14 protein-coding genes are annotated in these 16,572 nt (G+C 70.4%); 3 read left to right on the top strand and 11 right to left on the bottom strand.

The window, feature by feature from the left end; genetic code table 11:
- Window positions 1–441: 441 nt before the first annotated feature.
- A complete protein-coding gene (gene glnA / locus ABT115_RS01865; protein ID WP_351782839.1) occupies window positions 442–1,851 on the bottom strand; it encodes a type I glutamate--ammonia ligase in 1,410 nt (469 codons plus the stop codon).
- 264 nt (window positions 1,852–2,115) lie between these two features.
- On the opposite strand from glnA, the gene ABT115_RS01860 reads away from it, so the two are divergent.
- Window positions 2,116–2,583 (top strand): RDD family protein, encoded by a 468-nt coding sequence (locus ABT115_RS01860; protein ID WP_351782836.1) that lies wholly within the window; start codon window positions 2,116–2,118, stop codon window positions 2,581–2,583.
- 93 nt (window positions 2,584–2,676) lie between these two features.
- On the opposite strand, the gene ABT115_RS01855 is transcribed toward ABT115_RS01860, so the two are convergent.
- The 4 genes from ABT115_RS01855 to lipB form a co-directional block, all read right to left on the bottom strand.
- Window positions 2,677–3,384: a DUF4191 domain-containing protein gene (locus ABT115_RS01855; protein ID WP_351782834.1), complete on the bottom strand. Its 708-nt coding sequence runs from the start codon at window positions 3,382–3,384 to the stop codon at window positions 2,677–2,679.
- A gap of 19 nt (window positions 3,385–3,403) precedes the next feature.
- On the bottom strand, window positions 3,404–3,604 hold the full coding sequence (locus tag ABT115_RS01850) for an SCO2195 family GlnR-regulated protein (RefSeq protein WP_351782831.1): 201 nt from the start codon (window positions 3,602–3,604) through the stop codon (window positions 3,404–3,406).
- A gap of 329 nt (window positions 3,605–3,933) precedes the next feature.
- Window positions 3,934–4,899, bottom strand: coding sequence for a lipoyl synthase (gene lipA / locus ABT115_RS01845; protein ID WP_351782828.1), 966 nt, complete (start codon window positions 4,897–4,899; stop codon window positions 3,934–3,936).
- 132 nt (window positions 4,900–5,031) lie between these two features.
- Window positions 5,032–5,844, bottom strand: a complete 813-nt coding sequence (gene lipB, locus ABT115_RS01840; protein ID WP_351782825.1) for a lipoyl(octanoyl) transferase LipB — start codon at window positions 5,842–5,844, stop codon at window positions 5,032–5,034.
- Between the two features lie 262 nt (window positions 5,845–6,106).
- On the opposite strand from lipB, the gene ABT115_RS01835 reads away from it, so the two are divergent.
- On the top strand, window positions 6,107–7,822 hold the full coding sequence (locus tag ABT115_RS01835; RefSeq protein ID WP_351782822.1) for an NsdA family TPR-like regulatory protein: 1,716 nt from the start codon (window positions 6,107–6,109) through the stop codon (window positions 7,820–7,822).
- A 45-nt stretch (window positions 7,823–7,867) separates the two neighbouring features.
- Here the strand turns inward: ABT115_RS01835 and ABT115_RS01830 are convergent, their stop codons facing one another.
- Both ABT115_RS01830 and ABT115_RS01825 read right to left on the bottom strand, forming a co-directional pair.
- Window positions 7,868–9,175, bottom strand: coding sequence for an NAD(P)/FAD-dependent oxidoreductase (locus tag ABT115_RS01830; RefSeq protein WP_351782819.1), 1,308 nt, complete (start codon window positions 9,173–9,175; stop codon window positions 7,868–7,870).
- A 216-nt stretch (window positions 9,176–9,391) separates the two neighbouring features.
- Window positions 9,392–10,291, bottom strand: a complete 900-nt coding sequence (locus ABT115_RS01825) for a TIGR01777 family oxidoreductase (RefSeq protein WP_351782816.1) — start codon at window positions 10,289–10,291, stop codon at window positions 9,392–9,394.
- Window positions 10,292–10,462: 171 nt separating this feature from the next.
- On the opposite strand from ABT115_RS01825, the gene ABT115_RS01820 reads away from it, so the two are divergent.
- Complete coding sequence (locus tag ABT115_RS01820) at window positions 10,463–10,990, top strand: GNAT family N-acetyltransferase (protein WP_351782813.1); 528 nt, start codon at window positions 10,463–10,465, stop codon at window positions 10,988–10,990.
- Between the two features lie 42 nt (window positions 10,991–11,032).
- Here ABT115_RS01820 and ABT115_RS01815 read toward each other — a convergent pair whose 3' ends face one another.
- The 4 genes from ABT115_RS01815 to ABT115_RS01800 all read right to left on the bottom strand — a co-directional run bounded on the left by ABT115_RS01815 (window position 11,033) and on the right by ABT115_RS01800 (window position 16,323).
- Window positions 11,033–11,554 (bottom strand): DUF4240 domain-containing protein, encoded by a 522-nt coding sequence (locus ABT115_RS01815; protein WP_351783056.1) that lies wholly within the window; start codon window positions 11,552–11,554, stop codon window positions 11,033–11,035.
- Between the two features lie 61 nt (window positions 11,555–11,615).
- Complete coding sequence (locus tag ABT115_RS01810; protein WP_351782810.1) at window positions 11,616–12,587, bottom strand: helix-turn-helix transcriptional regulator; 972 nt, start codon at window positions 12,585–12,587, stop codon at window positions 11,616–11,618.
- 185 nt (window positions 12,588–12,772) lie between these two features.
- Window positions 12,773–15,445 (bottom strand): pyruvate dehydrogenase (acetyl-transferring), homodimeric type, encoded by a 2,673-nt coding sequence (aceE, locus tag ABT115_RS01805; protein ID WP_351782807.1) that lies wholly within the window; start codon window positions 15,443–15,445, stop codon window positions 12,773–12,775.
- 254 nt (window positions 15,446–15,699) lie between these two features.
- Complete coding sequence (locus ABT115_RS01800) at window positions 15,700–16,323, bottom strand: GntR family transcriptional regulator (protein ID WP_351782804.1); 624 nt, start codon at window positions 16,321–16,323, stop codon at window positions 15,700–15,702.
- Between the last annotated feature and the right edge of the window lie 249 nt (window positions 16,324–16,572).

Below are 16,572 nucleotides of genomic sequence, written 5' to 3'. Positions count from 1 at the left end.
CTGGTGGTGAGACGCCTGGTACTCCGGCGCCTGGTACGCCGAAGCCTGGTGGTGAGACGCCTGGCACCCCGGTGCCTGGTACCCCGGTTCCTGGTACTCCGGTGCCTGGTGGTGAGACGCCTGGTACTCCGGCGCCTGGTACGCCGAAGCCTGGTGGTGAGACGCCTGGCACCCCGGTGCCTGGTACCCCGGTTCCTGGTACCCCGGTTCCTGGTACCCCGGTTCCTGGTACCCCGACGCCTGGTGGCGAGACGCCTGGCACCCCGGCCCCTGGCGGCGGCACCATGACCCCCGGTGGTGGCGTCAGCACCGCGGCGTGAGTCCTCCGCTGGTGTCCTACACCCATAGTTGATCGTTCATGAGCCCTCATCAGTTTCTTGATGAGGGCTCATGAACCTGTGCGGCAGCGAGCCACACCAAGAGGTATGGCCACCCCGCCTTTTAGAGGTCGAAGTACAGCTCGAACTCGTGCGGGTGCGGCCGGAGCTGGATCGGGGCGATCTCGTTGGTGCGCTTGTAGTCGATCCAGGTCTCGATCAGGTCGGACGTGAAGACGCCGCCGGCCTGCAGGTACTCGTTGTCCGCCTCCAGGGCCTCCAGGACGGCCGGGAGGGAGGTCGGGACCTGCTGGACGTTCGCGTGCTCCTCGGGAGCCAGCTCGTAGAGGTCCTTGTCGATCGGCTCGGCGGGCTCGATCTTGTTCTTGATGCCGTCGAGGCCTGCCATCAGCAGAGCGGAGAAGGCGAGGTACGGGTTCGACGACGGGTCCGGGGCGCGGAACTCGACGCGCTTGGCCTTCGGGTTCGAGCCCGTGATCGGGATACGCATCGCGGCCGAGCGGTTGCGCTGCGAATACACCATGTTGACCGGGGCCTCGAAGCCGGGGACCAGGCGGTGGTACGAGTTCACCGTCGGGTTGGTGAAGGCCAGCAGCGACGGGGCGTGCTTGAGGACGCCGCCGATGTAGTAGCGGGCGACGTCCGAGAGACCCGCGTAGCCTTGCTCGTCGTAGAACAGCGGGTCGCCGCCGGCCCACAGGGACTGGTGGACGTGCATGCCCGAGCCGTTGTCGCCGAAGATCGGCTTCGGCATGAAGGTCGCGGTCTTGTTGTTGCGCCAGGCGACGTTCTTCACGATGTACTTGAAGAGCATCAGGTCGTCGGCCGCGGCGAGCAGCGTGTTGAACTTGTAGTTGATCTCGGCCTGGCCCGCGGTGCCGACCTCATGGTGCTGGCGCTCGATCTGGAGGCCGCTCTTCTCCAGCTCGAGGGACATCTCGGCACGCAGGTCGGCGAAGTGGTCGACCGGCGGGACCGGGAAGTAGCCGCCCTTGTAGCGGACCTTGTAGCCGCGGTTGTCCTCGAGCGCACCGGTGTTCCAGGCGCCGGCCTCGGAGTCGATGTGGTAGAAGCTCTCGTTCGCCGACGTCTGGAAGCGGACGTTGTCGAAGACGTAGAACTCGGCCTCGGGCCCGAAGTAGGCGGTGTCGGCGATGCCGGTGGAGGCGAGGTACGCCTCGGCCTTCTTGGCCACGTTCCGCGGGTCACGGCTGTACTGCTCGCCGGTGATCGGGTCGTGGATGAAGAAGTTGATGTTGACGGTCTTGTCGCGGCGGAACGGGTCGACACGGGCGGTCGACAGGTCCGCGCGCAGTGCCATGTCGGACTCGTGGATGGCCTGGAAGCCGCGGATCGACGAGCCGTCGAAGGCAAGCTCGTCGGCCGGGTCGAAGGTCGCCGCCGGGACGGTGACGTGCTGCATCACACCGGGCAGGTCACAGAACCGGACATCGATGAACTTGACGTCTTCGTCGGCGATGTACTTCTTCGCGTCGTCAGGGTTCTGGAACATCCAACTCCTCCTACTCCCGGCCCGGGAGGGACGGGGTTGTAGCTCGTGGTGCGGCCAGTGCGGTGGCACACGCTGGACCCGACCATAGGCAGACCGGATTTCTCAAGCATGACCCATTTGTTTCGCAGAAGTAAACCGAGCTGGGGGCGAGCGGCGCCTCGTGGCCGGTCCGGAGCCCTCGTTTCTGCCGGGCGGGTGCCCACAGCGGCCCTCCTGCGGCCCCCGCCCGGAAGGGCGCGCGGGCGGGCGCAGTACCGTGGTCGGGTGGACAAGAGGCAAGCAATCGGATCGTGGCTCTCCGGGCCGCGCGCGACCGCCGAGGAGATGGGGGTCGAATTCGGCCACCGGGGCGAGCGGCTCGGTCTGCCCGAGCGAGGGCCGGGATCCGTGGCGCCGCTCGGCCGGCGTTTCGGCGCGCTCTTCATCGACTGGTCCCTGTGCATGGTGATCGCATACGGGCTGTTTGCTCGCGGTGACCAGCAGGCGGCCGCGAACTGGACGCTCGGCATCTTTCTCGTGCTGAGTGTGCTCACCGTCGGGACCATCGGCTGCACGCCCGGCAAGCGTCTCCTGGGCATCAGGGTCGTCGCCGAGAACGGCGAACGGCTCACTTTCGGGCGGGTGATCGTCCGGAGCGTGCTGCTGTGCCTGGCGATTCCGGCCCTGGTCTGGGACCGCGACGGCCGCGGCCTGCACGACAGGCTGGCCCGCGCGGTTCAGGTCCGTATCTGAGCCGAAGACGGAATGAAGAGGGCGGGTTGCGAACCGATTCGGTTCGCAACCCGCCCTCTTCCGTACGTACAGCGGATACTTACGGCGTAAGCGTCAGCGCATCTTTCCGCCGCGCGGCATCCGCATGCCCTTCGGCATCGGGCCCTTGGGCAGCGGCATGTTGCTCATCAGGTCCCCCATCGCCCGCAGCCGGTCGTTGGCGGCCGTCACCTGCGGGCCGTTCAGGACGCGCGGCAGCTTCAACATCTTGGTGCGCACCTTCTTGAGCGGCACCTGGCCCTCGTCGTTGCCGACGATGATGTCGTGCACCGGCACGTCGACCAGGATGCGTGCCATCTTCTTCTTCTCGGCCGCGAGCAGCGGCTTCACTCGGTTCGCGTTGCCCTCGCCGACCAGCACGATGCCTGCCTTGCCCACGGCGCGGTGGACGACGTCCTGGCTGCGGTTCATCGCGACCGCAGGGGTCGTGGTCCAGCCACGGCCCACCCGGTCGAGCACTGCCGCCGCGGCGCCCGGCTGTCCCTCCATCTGGCCGAAGGCCGCGTGCTCGGCACGCCGTCCGAAGACGATCGCCATCGCGAGGAGGGCCAGTACGAAGCCCAGGATGCCCAGGTAGACCGGGTGGTCGATCAGGAAACCGACCGTAAGGAGGACACCGAAGGTGACGATTCCCACACCCGCGATGACAAGACCGATCTTGGGGTCGGTCCGCCGGGTCATCTTGTAGGTCAGGGCGATCTGCTTGAGCCGCCCCGCGTTCTCGGCGCTGTCCGCGCCTTCAGTTTTTGCCTTCCTCGCCATGTACGGAAGTTTACGTGGCCTAGGAGCGGCGGTCGGCCGCGGCCTCCAGTACGGATTGGGCCTCGACCCGGTCCTTGGCCCGGCGCCGGTCCTCCAGGACGGCGGTCCAGGCGTTGCGGCGGGCAGTGCGTTGTCCGCCGCTCAGCAGCAGCGACTCGACGGCACGGAGGGCATCGGTGACGGAAGGGATGGCGGTGGCGCGTACCGGCACGGCCTGCATCGTGGAAATCTCCTCGGAGCGGATGTGCGGACTGAGTTGAGTGGACTCAGCTGCCCGGGCCGATCTGCCCGGGACTGCGTTGCGCGAAGTGGTGGCGTGCGCTGGGTGCGGGAAGCAGGGGTGGCAGCGGCCCGCAGAGTCGCTGCGCCGTTGCACCCAGTGTCATTGCTCGGTGTTACCAGCGCATGACCGGTCGGTCAAACACCAATGAAACCTTTATATGGGCGCCGCGCACGTTGACGCGGCCCATACGCGCTCCCCGCAGGGCGGGAGCGCGTATGGGCCGCGTCGAATCAGGTACTGCTGTTCAGTGCTTCTTGTGCTCGGCTTCACACGGCGGGCGCCGCCGCGACGGCGCCGCGCCGCTCGATCGCCTGCTGGAAGAGACGGCCCGCGCGGTACGAGGAACGGACCAGCGGCCCGGACATCACGCCGGAGTAGCCGATCTCGTCGGCCTCCTCCTTCAGCTCCACGAACTCCTGCGGCTTCACCCAGCGCTCGACCGGGTGGTGGCGCACGGACGGCCGCAGGTACTGCGTGATCGTGATGAGCTCGCAACCCGCGTCGTACAGATCCTGGAGCGCCTCGCTGACTTCCTCGCGGGTCTCGCCCATACCGAGGATCAGGTTGGACTTGGTCACCAGGCCGGCTTCGCGGGCCCGCGTGATGACCTCCAGGGAGCGCTCGTAACGGAAACCGGGGCGGATCCGCTTGAAGATCCGCGGCACTGTTTCGACGTTGTGCGCGAGCACCTCGGGGCGCGAGGAGAAGACCTCGGCGAGCTGCTCGGGCACCGCGTTGAAGTCGGGGATCAGCAGCTCGACCTTGGTGCGGCCGGGCTCCCGGTCCGCGGTCAGCGTGTGGATCTGGCGCACGGTCTCCGCGTACAGCCAGGCACCGCCGTCCTCCAGGTCGTCGCGTGCGACGCCGGTGATGGTGGCGTAGTTCAGGTCCATCGTGACGACGGACTCGCCGACCCTGCGGGGCTCGTCCCGGTCCAGCGCCTGCGGCTTGCCCGTGTCGATCTGGCAGAAGTCACAGCGCCGGGTGCACTGGTCGCCGCCGATGAGGAACGTGGCCTCGCGGTCCTCCCAGCACTCGAAGATGTTGGGGCAGCCGGCCTCCTGGCACACCGTGTGCAGACCCTCGCTCTTCACGAGCTTCTGCAGCTGGTTGTACTCGGGGCCCATCTTCGCCCGGGTTTTGATCCACTCGGGCTTGCGCTCGATGGGGGTCTGGCTGTTCCGGACCTCAAGGCGCAGCATCTTGCGCCCGTCGGGTGCGACAGCGGACACTCCGGCACTCCCCTTTGCTTTCACTGCATTGGATTCTTCGGCGAACACCAGGGTACGCCCGTGGTTCAAACGGCTTTACGTCTGGCCAACCTGTGGCCGGCAGGGCCTATTCCCCGCCGGGCGACCAGGCTGTCATGGCGTGGCCGCGGCATCCGTCGGGCGCTCGATGGTGCGCGGGGCGAGCTCCGCGTTCTCCAGGACGTCCTTGAGGTGCTTCTCGACGACCGGGAGCACGTCCGCGATCTTGATGTCGCGGCCCAGCTCGTACGCGAGTGATGTGACGCCCGCGTCCCGGATGCCGCACGGCACGATGCGGTCGAACCAGGTGTTGTCCGGGTTCACGTTGAGCGCGAAGCCGTGCATCGTCACCCCCTTGGCGACCCGGATGCCGATCGCGGCCAGCTTGCGGTCCTCGCGGCGCTGCCCGGCGTTGGACGGGGCGTACTCGGGGCCGTTCAGCCGCGGGTCGAACTCCTCGTCCTGCAGGCGGGGGTCGAAGTCGAGGGAGAGGCCGCCGACCGAGGGACGGTCCTCGACCGGGTCGCCGAGGACCCAGACCCCGCTGCGGCCCTCGACCCGGGAGGTCTCCAGACCGAATTCGGCGGCGGTACGGATCAGCGCGTCCTCCAGCCGGCGGACATGCGCGACGACATCCACCGGGCGGGGCAGCTTCTGGATCGGGTAGCCGACCAGCTGTCCGGGGCCGTGCCAGGTGATCTTTCCGCCACGGTCCACATCGATGACCGGGGTGCCGTCCAGCGGGCGCTCACTGTCGGTCGTGCGCCGCCCCGCCGTGTAGACGGGCGGGTGTTCCAACAGCAGACAGGTGTCCGGGACGGTGTCCTCGAACCTGGCCGCGTGCACCTCGCGCTGCTTCTCCCAGGCTTCCCGGTAGTCGACGGCTTCCTCGCCGAATCCCAGCCGGACGAACCGAAGCTCGGTCACGACAGATGCCTTCCTACTCGCGGTGCCGGGAGCCGGGGTGCCCGGAGCCACGCCACCATGCACTGAATCAGCCCCGAGCCACTGTACGACCGGACTCCGCGAGGTGGCTCAGCAGGTCGGTCCCGTCAGTACCACCCCCCAATCCTCACACGATCGGATGAAAGCGAAGCGAAGGTGGCTGCGACCGCCGCAGAGGCCGCTAAATTCACGCCGTTCCATTAGGGCTGCCCCCCGGCCCCGAAGGCAGGAGACCGTACAGCTGATGTCGGAACGACCTCCGCAGCGCACCCCCAACCGTCGGCTCGCCTCGCTCATCGCAGAGGCCGGCTTCTCCAACGCCGGCCTCGCCCGCAGAGTGGACCAACTCGGCCTGGAACACGGCCTCGACCTGCGGTATGACAAGACCTCCGTGACCCGCTGGCTGCGCGGCCAGCAGCCGCGCGGAACCACCCCCGCGCTGATCGCCGAGGTCTTCACCCGGCGGCTCGGACGCCGCCTCTCCGCGCAGGACCTGGGCCTCGACGCATGTGCCCCTGTGTACGCGGGCCTGGAGTTCGCGGCCACGCCCGCCGAGGCGGTCGACATCGTCAGCGGACTGTGGCGCAAGGACTCGGGCAGCCATGCGGAGCTGCGCAAGATCGCCTTCACCCCGGCCGGGCTCGTCGTCCCCAGCAGGGACTGGCTGATCGGCCGGGCCGACGAGTGGGTCGGACGGGGGAGCGAGTCCTCGCCCCCGGTGCCGGGCGTGGCCGGTGGTGCCCGTGCGGCTGGTGGGCTCGGCAGGTCCGTCGGGGGCTCCGGGGCCTCTGGGACTGCGGGGACTGCTGGGGCAACCGAGGCCGGCGGTCTCGGCGGGGCGCGCGGGATCGGACCGCAGGGGTTGCCCGGGCCGCACTGGCCCGGCGCCGGTGGGCACGGTGTGACGGGGGCGTCCGGCGTCAGTGGTCGCAGCGGGGCTCGTGGGCCCGTGCCGTCCCGGCGTTCCGCGCCCTCGACCGCTCCCGCCTCCCTGGGAACAGGACTGCCGGGCGCCCCCGGCGTCCCCCGGCAACGGCAGAGCGACCGCGGCTCCGGCCAGCGGGTCAGTAGCGGTGATGTCGCCGCCCTGCGGTCGGTCGGCGAACTCTTCCGCGCCCTCGACAACGCCTACGGCGGCGGCCACGCCCGGCAGGCCCTTGTCCGGTATCTGGAGCACGAGACGGAACCGATGCTTCGTGGGACCTATGGGGAGGTGACCGGGCGCCGGCTCTTCTCCGCCGCCGCCGATCTGACCCGGCTGGCGGGTTGGACCTCGTACGACATCGCGGCCCACGGGCTGGCCCAGCGGTACTTCGTCCAGGCGCTGCGGCTCGCCCAGGCCGCGGGAGACCGTGCGTATGGCAGCTACGTCCTGATCACCATGAGCCGGCAGGCGGTCTACCTCGGGCACGGCAGGGAAGCCGTACAGCTGGCCCGCGTCGCCCAGCAGGGCATCGGTTCATCGGCGCCGCCCGTCGTCCAGGCACTGCTGCACGCCGTGGAGGCGCGCGGTCACGGGGTGCTCGGCGAGGCCAGGCCCTGCACCACCTCGCTGGCGCGGGCGGAACGCGCGCTGGAGGCCGCCCGTTCGGGGGGCGAGGTGCCGCACTGGGCGCGGTACTTCGACGAGGCCCAGCTCGCCGACGAGTTCGGCCACTGCCACCGGGATCTGCAGCAGTACCGGGCCGCGGCGCAGCACGCCGAGCGCTCCCTCCAGCTGCGCGCCCCGGCGTACGCCCGCAGCCGGCTGTTCTGCCGGGTGGTGCTGGCCTCCGCGCGGCTCGGGCTCGGTGAGCTCGACCAGGCGTGCGCGCTCGGCGCCGAGGCCGCCCAGCAGGCGGCGGAGATGCGGTCGGTACGGGCGACGGAGTACGTACGGGACTTCGAGCGCCGCCTGGAGCCGTACCGGGACGCGGCCGCGGTGCGGGGATACCGCGAACGGGTCGCCGCGCTGGGGTGAGTCCGAGCAGGCCACCGGCCGGGCCCCGCGCCCGGGGAACGAGTCCTACGCCGCTTCGGGCAGCACCGCCCCGCTCCCGTGCCCCGGCCGTACACCCAGGTCGGTGAGGATGGCCTCGGCCGCGCGACGGCCCGAGAACAGGGCGCCCTGGACCGTGCTCGTGTCGCGGTGGTCGCCGCACACGTACAGCCCGGCGAGCAGCCGGACCGGGCGGCGCAGATCGTGCGGGGCCGGCATCGCGGGCACCGCCTCGGGGTCGTGGTGGGCGGCCAGCAGCTCCCAGTCGTCGGTGGGGGTGCCGTACAGGGCGGCGAGATGGGTGCGGACCGCGCGGTCCAGGTCGGGCGGCGGAGTGCCGAGCACCGTCGAGCTGATCAGGGGCCGGCCGTGCGGGGCACGCGAGGGGTCGACCGCGCTCATCACCGCGGTGTGTGTGACCGGCCCCGAGCGGTCGGCGTCCAGCAGCAGCGAGGCGCCGGTCGGCGGAGGAGCGGGGGCGGTGTGGTGAAGGACCGTCACGGGGTGGAAGGACGGCACCCGCAGACCGGGCAGCAGTTCGGCTGCGGCGCCCGCGCCGGTAGCCAACAGCAGGGATCGGCAGCCCAGTTCGCCGTGCTCCTTGGTGCGGACCGAGGTGATGTCGGCAGCCGTGACATGCACACCAGTCCGTACGGTGCCGGGCGGCAGCGCAGCCGCGAGCAGTTCAGGCAGCCTTCCCGAACCGCCCGCCGGTACGCACAGCCTGCCGCGCGCATAGTCGCGCAGGGCGAGATCGGCGCACCGGCTGGACGTGATCAGCTCCGGATCGCTGAGCAGCGCGGCGAGCAGCGGACGCAGGAAGCCGTTGACCGTACGGGAGGTCAGGCCACGGTGGGACAGAGCGGCGAGCGCGGTCTGTTCGGGCCGGGCCAGGATGCGGGCGGCCGAGGTGGCGGCGAGCCGGGACAGGGCGGCGCCCAGCCGGGCCTGGTCGATCGGCCCGCCCATCGGCGGACGAGGGGCGCTCGCCAGGGCGCGCACCACCTTGAATGCGCCCCGAGCGCCCCGTACATCACCGGTCCGGTAATGACGACCCTCGCTGTGCACGAGCACCCCCGGAGCGAAGTTGCGCAGTACGAGCCCTCCGAAGGCGGGCATCCGGCGGAGCTCCGGGTACGAGGTGCTGAGCAGCGGGCCGATGTGGTCGAGCCGGAAGCCGTCCACGTCGGCGGTGGTCATCCGGCCGCCGACCCGGGGGCCGGCCTCCAGGACGCTGACACTTACCCCTGCGCTGGTCAGTTGGTGGGCGGCTGACAGACCGGCGATCCCGGCCCCGATGATGACGACGTCCGCATGGTGTGCCGAGCTGAGCACATGCCCTCCCCGAGTCGGCGCAACTACTGGGAGGCTCTTGCCCCCAACAGGCCCTCGGAATGCCCGAGTTCGCAAGGAGGCTAGGAGGGGGGCCGGTGCGGGCGCAGTCGCGCGCGCCGGGGGCACTGTTGCACGGGGTCGCACGTCCGTCCGAATTCGAGGAGGAGGTGCGGGCCGGGGCCGCGCATGGCGCGGTCCGGTGCGTGCCCGGTGCGCTCAGCGCAGCGCCGCGCGGATCGCCTCGTCGATTCCCGGGAAGGCAAACACGAAGCCCGATTCCAGCAGTCGGCCCGGCAGCACCCGCTGGCTGCCCAGCACATCCTCCGCGAAGTCCCCCAGGGCGATCCGCAGGGCCGGTGCCGGGGCGGTCAGGAGCGTGGGGCGGCGCAGCACACGCCCCATCGCGGCCGTCACCTCGCCGTTGGTGACGGGGTCGGGGCCGGTCAGATTCACCGGACCCGACAGCGATTCCGTGTCCAGGATGTGCCGCAGGGCCGCGACCTCGTCGTGCAGCGCGATGAAGCTCCAGTACTGGCGTCCGTTGCCCAGCCGCCCGCCGAGCCCCGCCCGGAACAGAGGGAACAGGCGGCCCCAGGCCCCGCCCTCACGGCCGACGACCAGACCGGTGCGCGCGTGCACCGTCCGTACGCCCGCCTCCTGAGCGGCGGCCGTGGCCGCCTCCCACTCCACGCACACGGACGGCAGGAAGCCCTCGCCGGCCGGGGCGCTCTCGTCGACCGCGCGGTCCCCGGTGTCGCCGTAGTAGCCGATGGCCGATCCGGACAGCAGTACCTTCGGCGGGACATCCAGCGAGGCGACCGCCTCGGCGACGGCCGTCGTCCCGAGCACCCGGCTGTCCCGGATCTCCTGCTTGTACGCGGGTGTCCAGCGGTGGTCGCCGACCCCGGCCCCGGCGAGATGGACGACGGCGTCGCAGCCCACCAGGCCCGCCACGTCCACGTACTGGCGTTTGGGGTCCCACTCCACCTCGTCACCGGCCCGCGCCGGATGTCGCACCAGGCGCACGACCTCGTGCCCGTCGGCCCGCAGCGAGCGCACCAGCGCCGCTCCGATGAGTCCGGATGCTCCGGTGACAGCGATACGGGAGTGCAGCATGGGGCCCATCCTGCCGCAACGATCCCGGCGCGCCTCACTTGCCGGGCCGACGACCTCCGGCGCGTCGCCGATCCGCGCCGAGCCGCGAAGGTCCGCGCCGAGCGCGGAGATCCGCGCCGAGCCGCGAAACGGGGCTGACCGGGCAGGTGGCGGCGTGGCACAGTGGCGCGCATGCCAGAGATCCACACGGACCCCGTCCACCCGGTCCGCTCCGCTGTCCGCTCCGACGAAACCGCTCTCGGTGAACTCGACCGTGCCACCTGGTCGACGCTGCACGCCGTGGCACCGAGGCCGCAGCCCCCGTACGCGCCGTTCTTCGACGACTGCCACAAGCCCGAGGACTTCCTCGTGGCCGAGGCGGAGAACGCGGCGGGAGAGATGCGTCTCGCCGGGTACACCAGGCTGGTCCCGCCGACCCCGCTGGCCTGCAACACGCATGTCCGGCAGATACAGGGCCTCGCCGTGGCCGACTGGGCGCGCGGCCGCGGTATAGCCAGGGCCCTGCTGCGGGCCGCGTTCGCGGCGGCGCGGAGTGACGGGGCGAACCGGATGACGCTGCGGGTGCTCGGGCACAACGCACCCGCGCGGGCCCTGTACGAGTCGGAGGGGTTCGTCGTCGAGGGTGTGCTGCCCGGTGAGTTCTTCCTGCACGGGCGTTACGTCGACGACGTCATGATGGGCCGCTCGCTCGCCCCGTGACACCTCGTTCCCTTTTGCCGTCGGGCCCGCGCCCGGCGCCTCTCAGCCGGCTCCGAACCGCTCCCAGAGCGCGGGGAAGCGTTCCGCCAGGGCCGTGTCGTCCTCGAAACTGACGGGGGTGCCCTCCGGCTCGGAGGTCTGGGGCGGCAGGCCGAGGTCCGGGGCGACCACGCCGGTGAGCTGTTCGTACGCCTCGTCGGCGGCGTAGCCGAGATCCTCGGCGTCCCCGTCGATCTCCTCGTCGAAGTCGTCCAGCAGATCGGCGAGGCTGTCCGGATCGTGCAGAGCACCCTCGAAGATCTCCCGGCCCTGCCCGATCAGCCAGTAACGGAAGAAGTCGAAGGCGTCGTCGCTTGCGCCGCCGAGCAGCACGGCGGCGGCGCCCCACAGCTCCCAGCGATAGGCGCGGTTGTAACGGGCCTCGAAGTGCCTGGCGAAATCCAGCACGGCTTCGGGATCGAGCCGCACCAACCGTTCGACGAGCAGGTCGGCCTGGTCCTCGGGGTCGCCCTCGGCGGCCTCGCGGGTGCTGTCGATGATCTCCCAGAACTCCGTCTCGTCCATCACGGGACAAGCATCGGCCTTGACGGCAGGCGACGCACGCGGACGCGGCGGAAAGAAACCTTCAGCGATAGAGGTCGCGCAGGCGTTCGGCGGCTGAGGTGAACCGCGCCCGCAGCACTGCCGGTTCGAGGACCTCCGACTCCGGCCCCAGGGCCAGCAGTTGGCTGTACGCGACATCGAGGGACTCGACCGGCAGGGTGATGGTGAGCCGCCCCTGTGCGTCGGGCGGGCCGGCCGCGGCCAACGCGTCCTGGACCGCCGAACGGTCCATCGCGTACGGCAGTCGGCGTACACCGTCCTTTGTCACCCGTACCGTCACCTCGGTACGCAGGAGCGAGCGGGCGAACTGGGCGGCCCGCTCGTCCCAGAAGCCCGGAAGATCGAACCGCTCGTCGCGTTCGAACCGCTCGTCCGACAGTGCGACGGCCGAGAACCGGTCGATCCGGTACACCCGGAAGTCGTCCTCCACGCGGGCGCAGAGATACCAGACCCCGGCCTTCAGGACGAGTCCGTACGGCGCCAGCTCCCGCTCCACCTCGTCGTCCCGGCCACTGCGGCGGTAGCGGGCGTGGACGATCCGGTCGTCCCAGACCGCTTCCGCGACGGCGGGCAGCAGTTCGGGGGTGACCGGCTCCTGGTACCAGCCGGGAGCGTCCAGGTGGAAGCGCTGGGCGGCGCTGTCCGAGGCGCCTCGCAGGGACGGGAGCAGGGCCGCAGACACCTTGAGCCGGGCGGCGTACGCGGCGTCCTCCAGGCCCATCTCGCGCAGGGCGGACGGCAACCCGGAGAGGAAGAGTGCCTCGGCTTCGTTACGGGCGAGTCCGGTGAGGCGCGTGCGGTACCCGCCGATCAGCCGGTAGCCCCCGGCCCGGCCACGGTCCGCGTACACCGGCACGCCCGCTTCGGAGAGTGCCTGCGCGTCCCGGGTGACGGTCCGTTCGGACACCTCGAGCTCCTGGGCGAGCTCGGCGGCGGTCATGGCGGGGCGGGACTGCAGGAGCAGCACCATTTTGATGAGACGGGCGGCACGCATGGGGCCATTGTGGCCGCGGTGGGTTGTGGCCCGCACACCGGGGACGGCCTCGAATGCCGGTCGGTCTTGAGCCCCGGCCGGGCTTGATGTGGCTTGATTTTCAAGCCCGGGCGGGGCGCGAGGACGAGGCCCCCGCAGGACCGGGGGCGCGGCGGCAGCCGGGCGTACCCGGCCGCCGTCACGCGTCAGAGCCCGTACCGCTCCCGGGCCTCCTTGACCGCGGACGCGGTCACCTCGCCGCGGCGGGCCAGCTGGGCCAGGGCCGCGACCGTGATCGACTGGGCGTCGACACCGAAGTGGCGGCGGGCCGCTTCGCGGGTGTCGGAGAGCCCGAAGCCGTCCGTGCCGAGCGAGGACCAGTCCTGCTCCACCCACTGGCTGATCTGGTCCGGGACCTGCCGCATCCAGTCACTGACCGCGAGGACCGGACCCGGTGCGCCCTCCAGCGCCTGGGTCACGTACGGCACCCGCTGCTCACCGCGGAGCAGTGCCTCGTCGCACTCCATCGCCTCGCGGCGCAGCTCGCCCCAGGACGTGGCGGACCAGACGTCGGCCGTGACACCCCAGTCCGCGGCGAGTAGTTCCTGGGCCTCCAGGGCCCAGTGGATCGCCGTGCCGGAGGCCAGCAGCTGCAGACGCGGTGCGTCCGCCGTGGCGGGCGTGCCTTCCTTGAAGCGGTAGAGGCCCTTGACGATGCCCTCCTCGACGCCCTCCGGCATCGCGGGCTGCGGCTTCGGCTCGTTGTAGACCGTCAGGTAGTAGAAGACGTTCTCGGCCTCGGGGCCGTACATCCTCCGCAGACCGTCCTTGACGATCACCGCGATCTCGTACGCGAACGCCGGGTCGTAATTGAGCGACGCGGGGTTCGTGGACGCGATCAGGTGCGAATGGCCGTCCGCGTGCTGGAGCCCCTCACCGGTCAGGGTGGTCCGGCCCGCGGTGGCGCCGACGATGAAGCCCTTGCCGAGCTGGTCGGCGAGCTGCCACATCTGGTCGCCGGTCCGCTGCCAGCCGAACATCGAGTAGAAGATGTAGAAGGGGATCATCGTCTCGCCGTGCGTCGCGTACGACGTGGCGGCGGCGATGAAGTCGGCCATGGCCCCGGCCTCGGTGATCCCCTCGTTGAGGATCTGGCCGTCCTTGGCCTCCTTGTAGTACATCAGCTGCTCGCGGTCGACCGGCTCGTAGGTCTGGCCCAGCGGCGAGTAGATCCCGGCCGACGGGAACAGCGACTCCATGCCGAAGGTGCGCGCCTCGTCGGGGACGATCGGCACCCAGCGCTTGCCGGTCACCTTGTCCCGCATCAGGTCCTTGACCAGGCGCACGATCGCCATGGTGGTGGCCATCTCCTGCTTGCCGGACCCCTTGTACAGGGCCTTGAACGCGCGTTCCTCCGGCTCGGGCAGCGCCACAGCGTGCACCCGGCGGGCCGGCGCGGGGCCGCCGAGAGCGGCACGGCGCTCCTGGAGGTACCGGACCTCGGGGGAGTCGCCGCCCGGGTGGCCATAGGGCACCACGCCGTCGACGAAGGCGCTGTCCGGGATCGGGAGTCCGAGCAGCTCGCGCATGTCCTTGAACTCGTCGACGGACAGTTTCTTCATCTGGTGGTTGGCGTTCTTGGACTCGAAGCCCTTGCCGAGCGTGTGGCCCTTCACCGTCTGGGCGAGGATCACGGTCGGCGCGCCCTTGTGCTCGAGGGCGGCCTTGTACGCCGCGTACACCTTGCGGGCCTCGTGGCCGCCGCGCGAGGTGTAGAAGCACTCGGCGATCTTCGCGTCGGTGAGCAGCTTCGCCAGTTCGGCGAGCGCGGGATCGGCGCCGAAGAAGTGCTCGCGGATGTACGCGACGCCGCGAGTGGCGTACGTCTGGAACTGGGCGTCCGGGACCTCCCGGAGCCGGCGGACCAGCGCACCGGTGGTGTCCAGCTGGAACAGCTCGTCCCAGGCGTTGCCCCAGAGCGTCTTGATGACGTTCCAGCCGGCGCCGCGGAACGCGCCCTCGAGTTCCTGGACCACGCGGAAGTTGGCGCGGACCGGGCCGTCGAGGCGCTGGAGGTTGCAGTTGATGACGAACGTCAGGTTGTCGAGCCGCTCACGGGCCGCGAGGGCGAGGGCGGCGGTCGACTCGGGCTCGTCCATCTCACCGTCGCCCAGGAAGGCCCAGACGTGCGAGTCCGACGTGTCCTTGATGTTGCGGTTGGTCAGATAGCGGTTGAAGCGCGCCTGGTAGATCGCCGAGAGCGGGCCGAGGCCCATCGACACGGTGGGGAACTCCCACAGCCAGGGCAGCCGCCGCGGGTGCGGATAGGACGGCAGACCGTCACCGCCCGCCTCCTGGCGGAAGTTGTCGAGCTGCTGCTCGCTGAGCCGGCCGTCGAGGAAGGCACGGGCGTAGATGCCGGGGGAGGCGTGGCCCTGGAGGTAGAGCTGGTCGCCGGAGCCTCCCGCTCCCTCCTTGCCGCGGAAGAAGTGGTTGAAGCCGGTCTCGTACAGCCAGGCCGCCGAGGCGAAGGTGGCGATGTGACCGCCGACGCCGGACCGGGAGCCACGGGTGACCATCGCGGCCGCGTTCCAGCGGTTCCAGGCGGTGATCCGGGACTCCATCTCCAGGTCGCCGTCGAACGCGGGCTCGGCGGCGGTCGGGATGGAGTTGACGTAATCGGTCTCCAGCAGCTTGGGCAGCGCGAGACCGGCGCCCTCGGCGTGCTGGAGCGAGCGACGCATCAGGTACGCGGCGCGGTGCGGGCCCGCGGCCTTGGTGACGGCATCCAGGGAGGCAGCCCATTCGGCGGTCTCCTCGGGGTCACGGTCCGGGAGCTGGTCGAGCTCGCTCGGAAGCTTTCCTACGGGGTCGGTCATGATCGCCGCCTTCCGGAGTGGAGGGGGGTGGAGAAAGGCCCTGACTGGCAGGACAGGGCGACGGGGCCGGTGGGCCCGCGAGGTGAACTCTAAGTCGCCGATCGATGATCGATCAAAGGCTCAAGGGCAAAACTTCTCGATGTGAAGAAATTGGCATTCGGTGCCGCGAAACGGGGCACGGAGTGACGGGATTTAACGCACGAAAGGGGTGCTCGCCTGCACGGATGAGCGCCCCTCACGACACATGCGTACCCTCAGGCGCGCGGTGCACAGCCGAGCACATGTTCCTTGACCAGCACACCGATGTTCGGGTCCTTCCGCAGGAACGCCTCGATGAGCGCCTCGTGCTCCTCCGCGTACGACTTCTGGACCGTGCCCAGCCACCGGATCGACAGGGCGGTGAACACCTCGATGCCCAGCCCCTCCCAGGTGTGCAGCAGCACGGAGTTCCCGGCGGCCCGTACCATCTCGCGGTGGAACGCCACGGTGTGCCGCACCTGCGCTTCGCCGTCGGCCAGCCGGTCCGCCTCGTATAGCGCCGCCACATGCGGCGCGAGCCGTGAGCAGTCCTCGCCGAGCGCCTCAGCCGCCAGTTCCGCCGCGATCTGCTCCAGGCCGGCCCGCACCGGATAGCTCTCCTCCAGATCGGCCGCGGTGAGATTGCGGACCCGGACTCCCTTGTTGGGGGCCGACTCGATCAGCCGGAGCGTCTCCAGTTCCCGCAGCGCCTCGCGTACGGGTGTCTGGCTGACCTCCAGTTCGGTGGCGATCCGTCGCTCCACGATCCGCTCACCCGGTTTCCAGCGCCCGCTGACGATCCCGTCCACGATGTGCTCGCGGATCTGTTCGCGCAGCGAGTGGACGACGGGCGGGGTCATGAGGAGCTCCTTCGGGGCAAACCGGTGCTGTCTGCGCCATCACGGCTGCCGGGGCGACCGGTGATGTCCAGTGCTGCGACCGGAAAGGTTCACCGGCTCGCGACGCCCGGCACGGCACCTCGCTGCGTTGTCGCATCACCCCAGTACGTCCAGTACGAGGGCGATCCTCCGCCTTGCGATGCACCGCACCGGACGCCGCGAGCTTCCCGGCAGACCTTTCCGGACGTAGCACTAGACAATACGGCGGCG

It is taken from the genome of Streptomyces sp. NPDC001832 (genome assembly GCF_040297265.1).
Taxonomy (GTDB): Bacteria; Actinomycetota; Actinomycetes; order Streptomycetales; family Streptomycetaceae; genus Streptomyces.
Note: the sequence above shows the minus strand (reverse complement) of the source record. Positions and strands in the feature narration are given on the sequence as shown.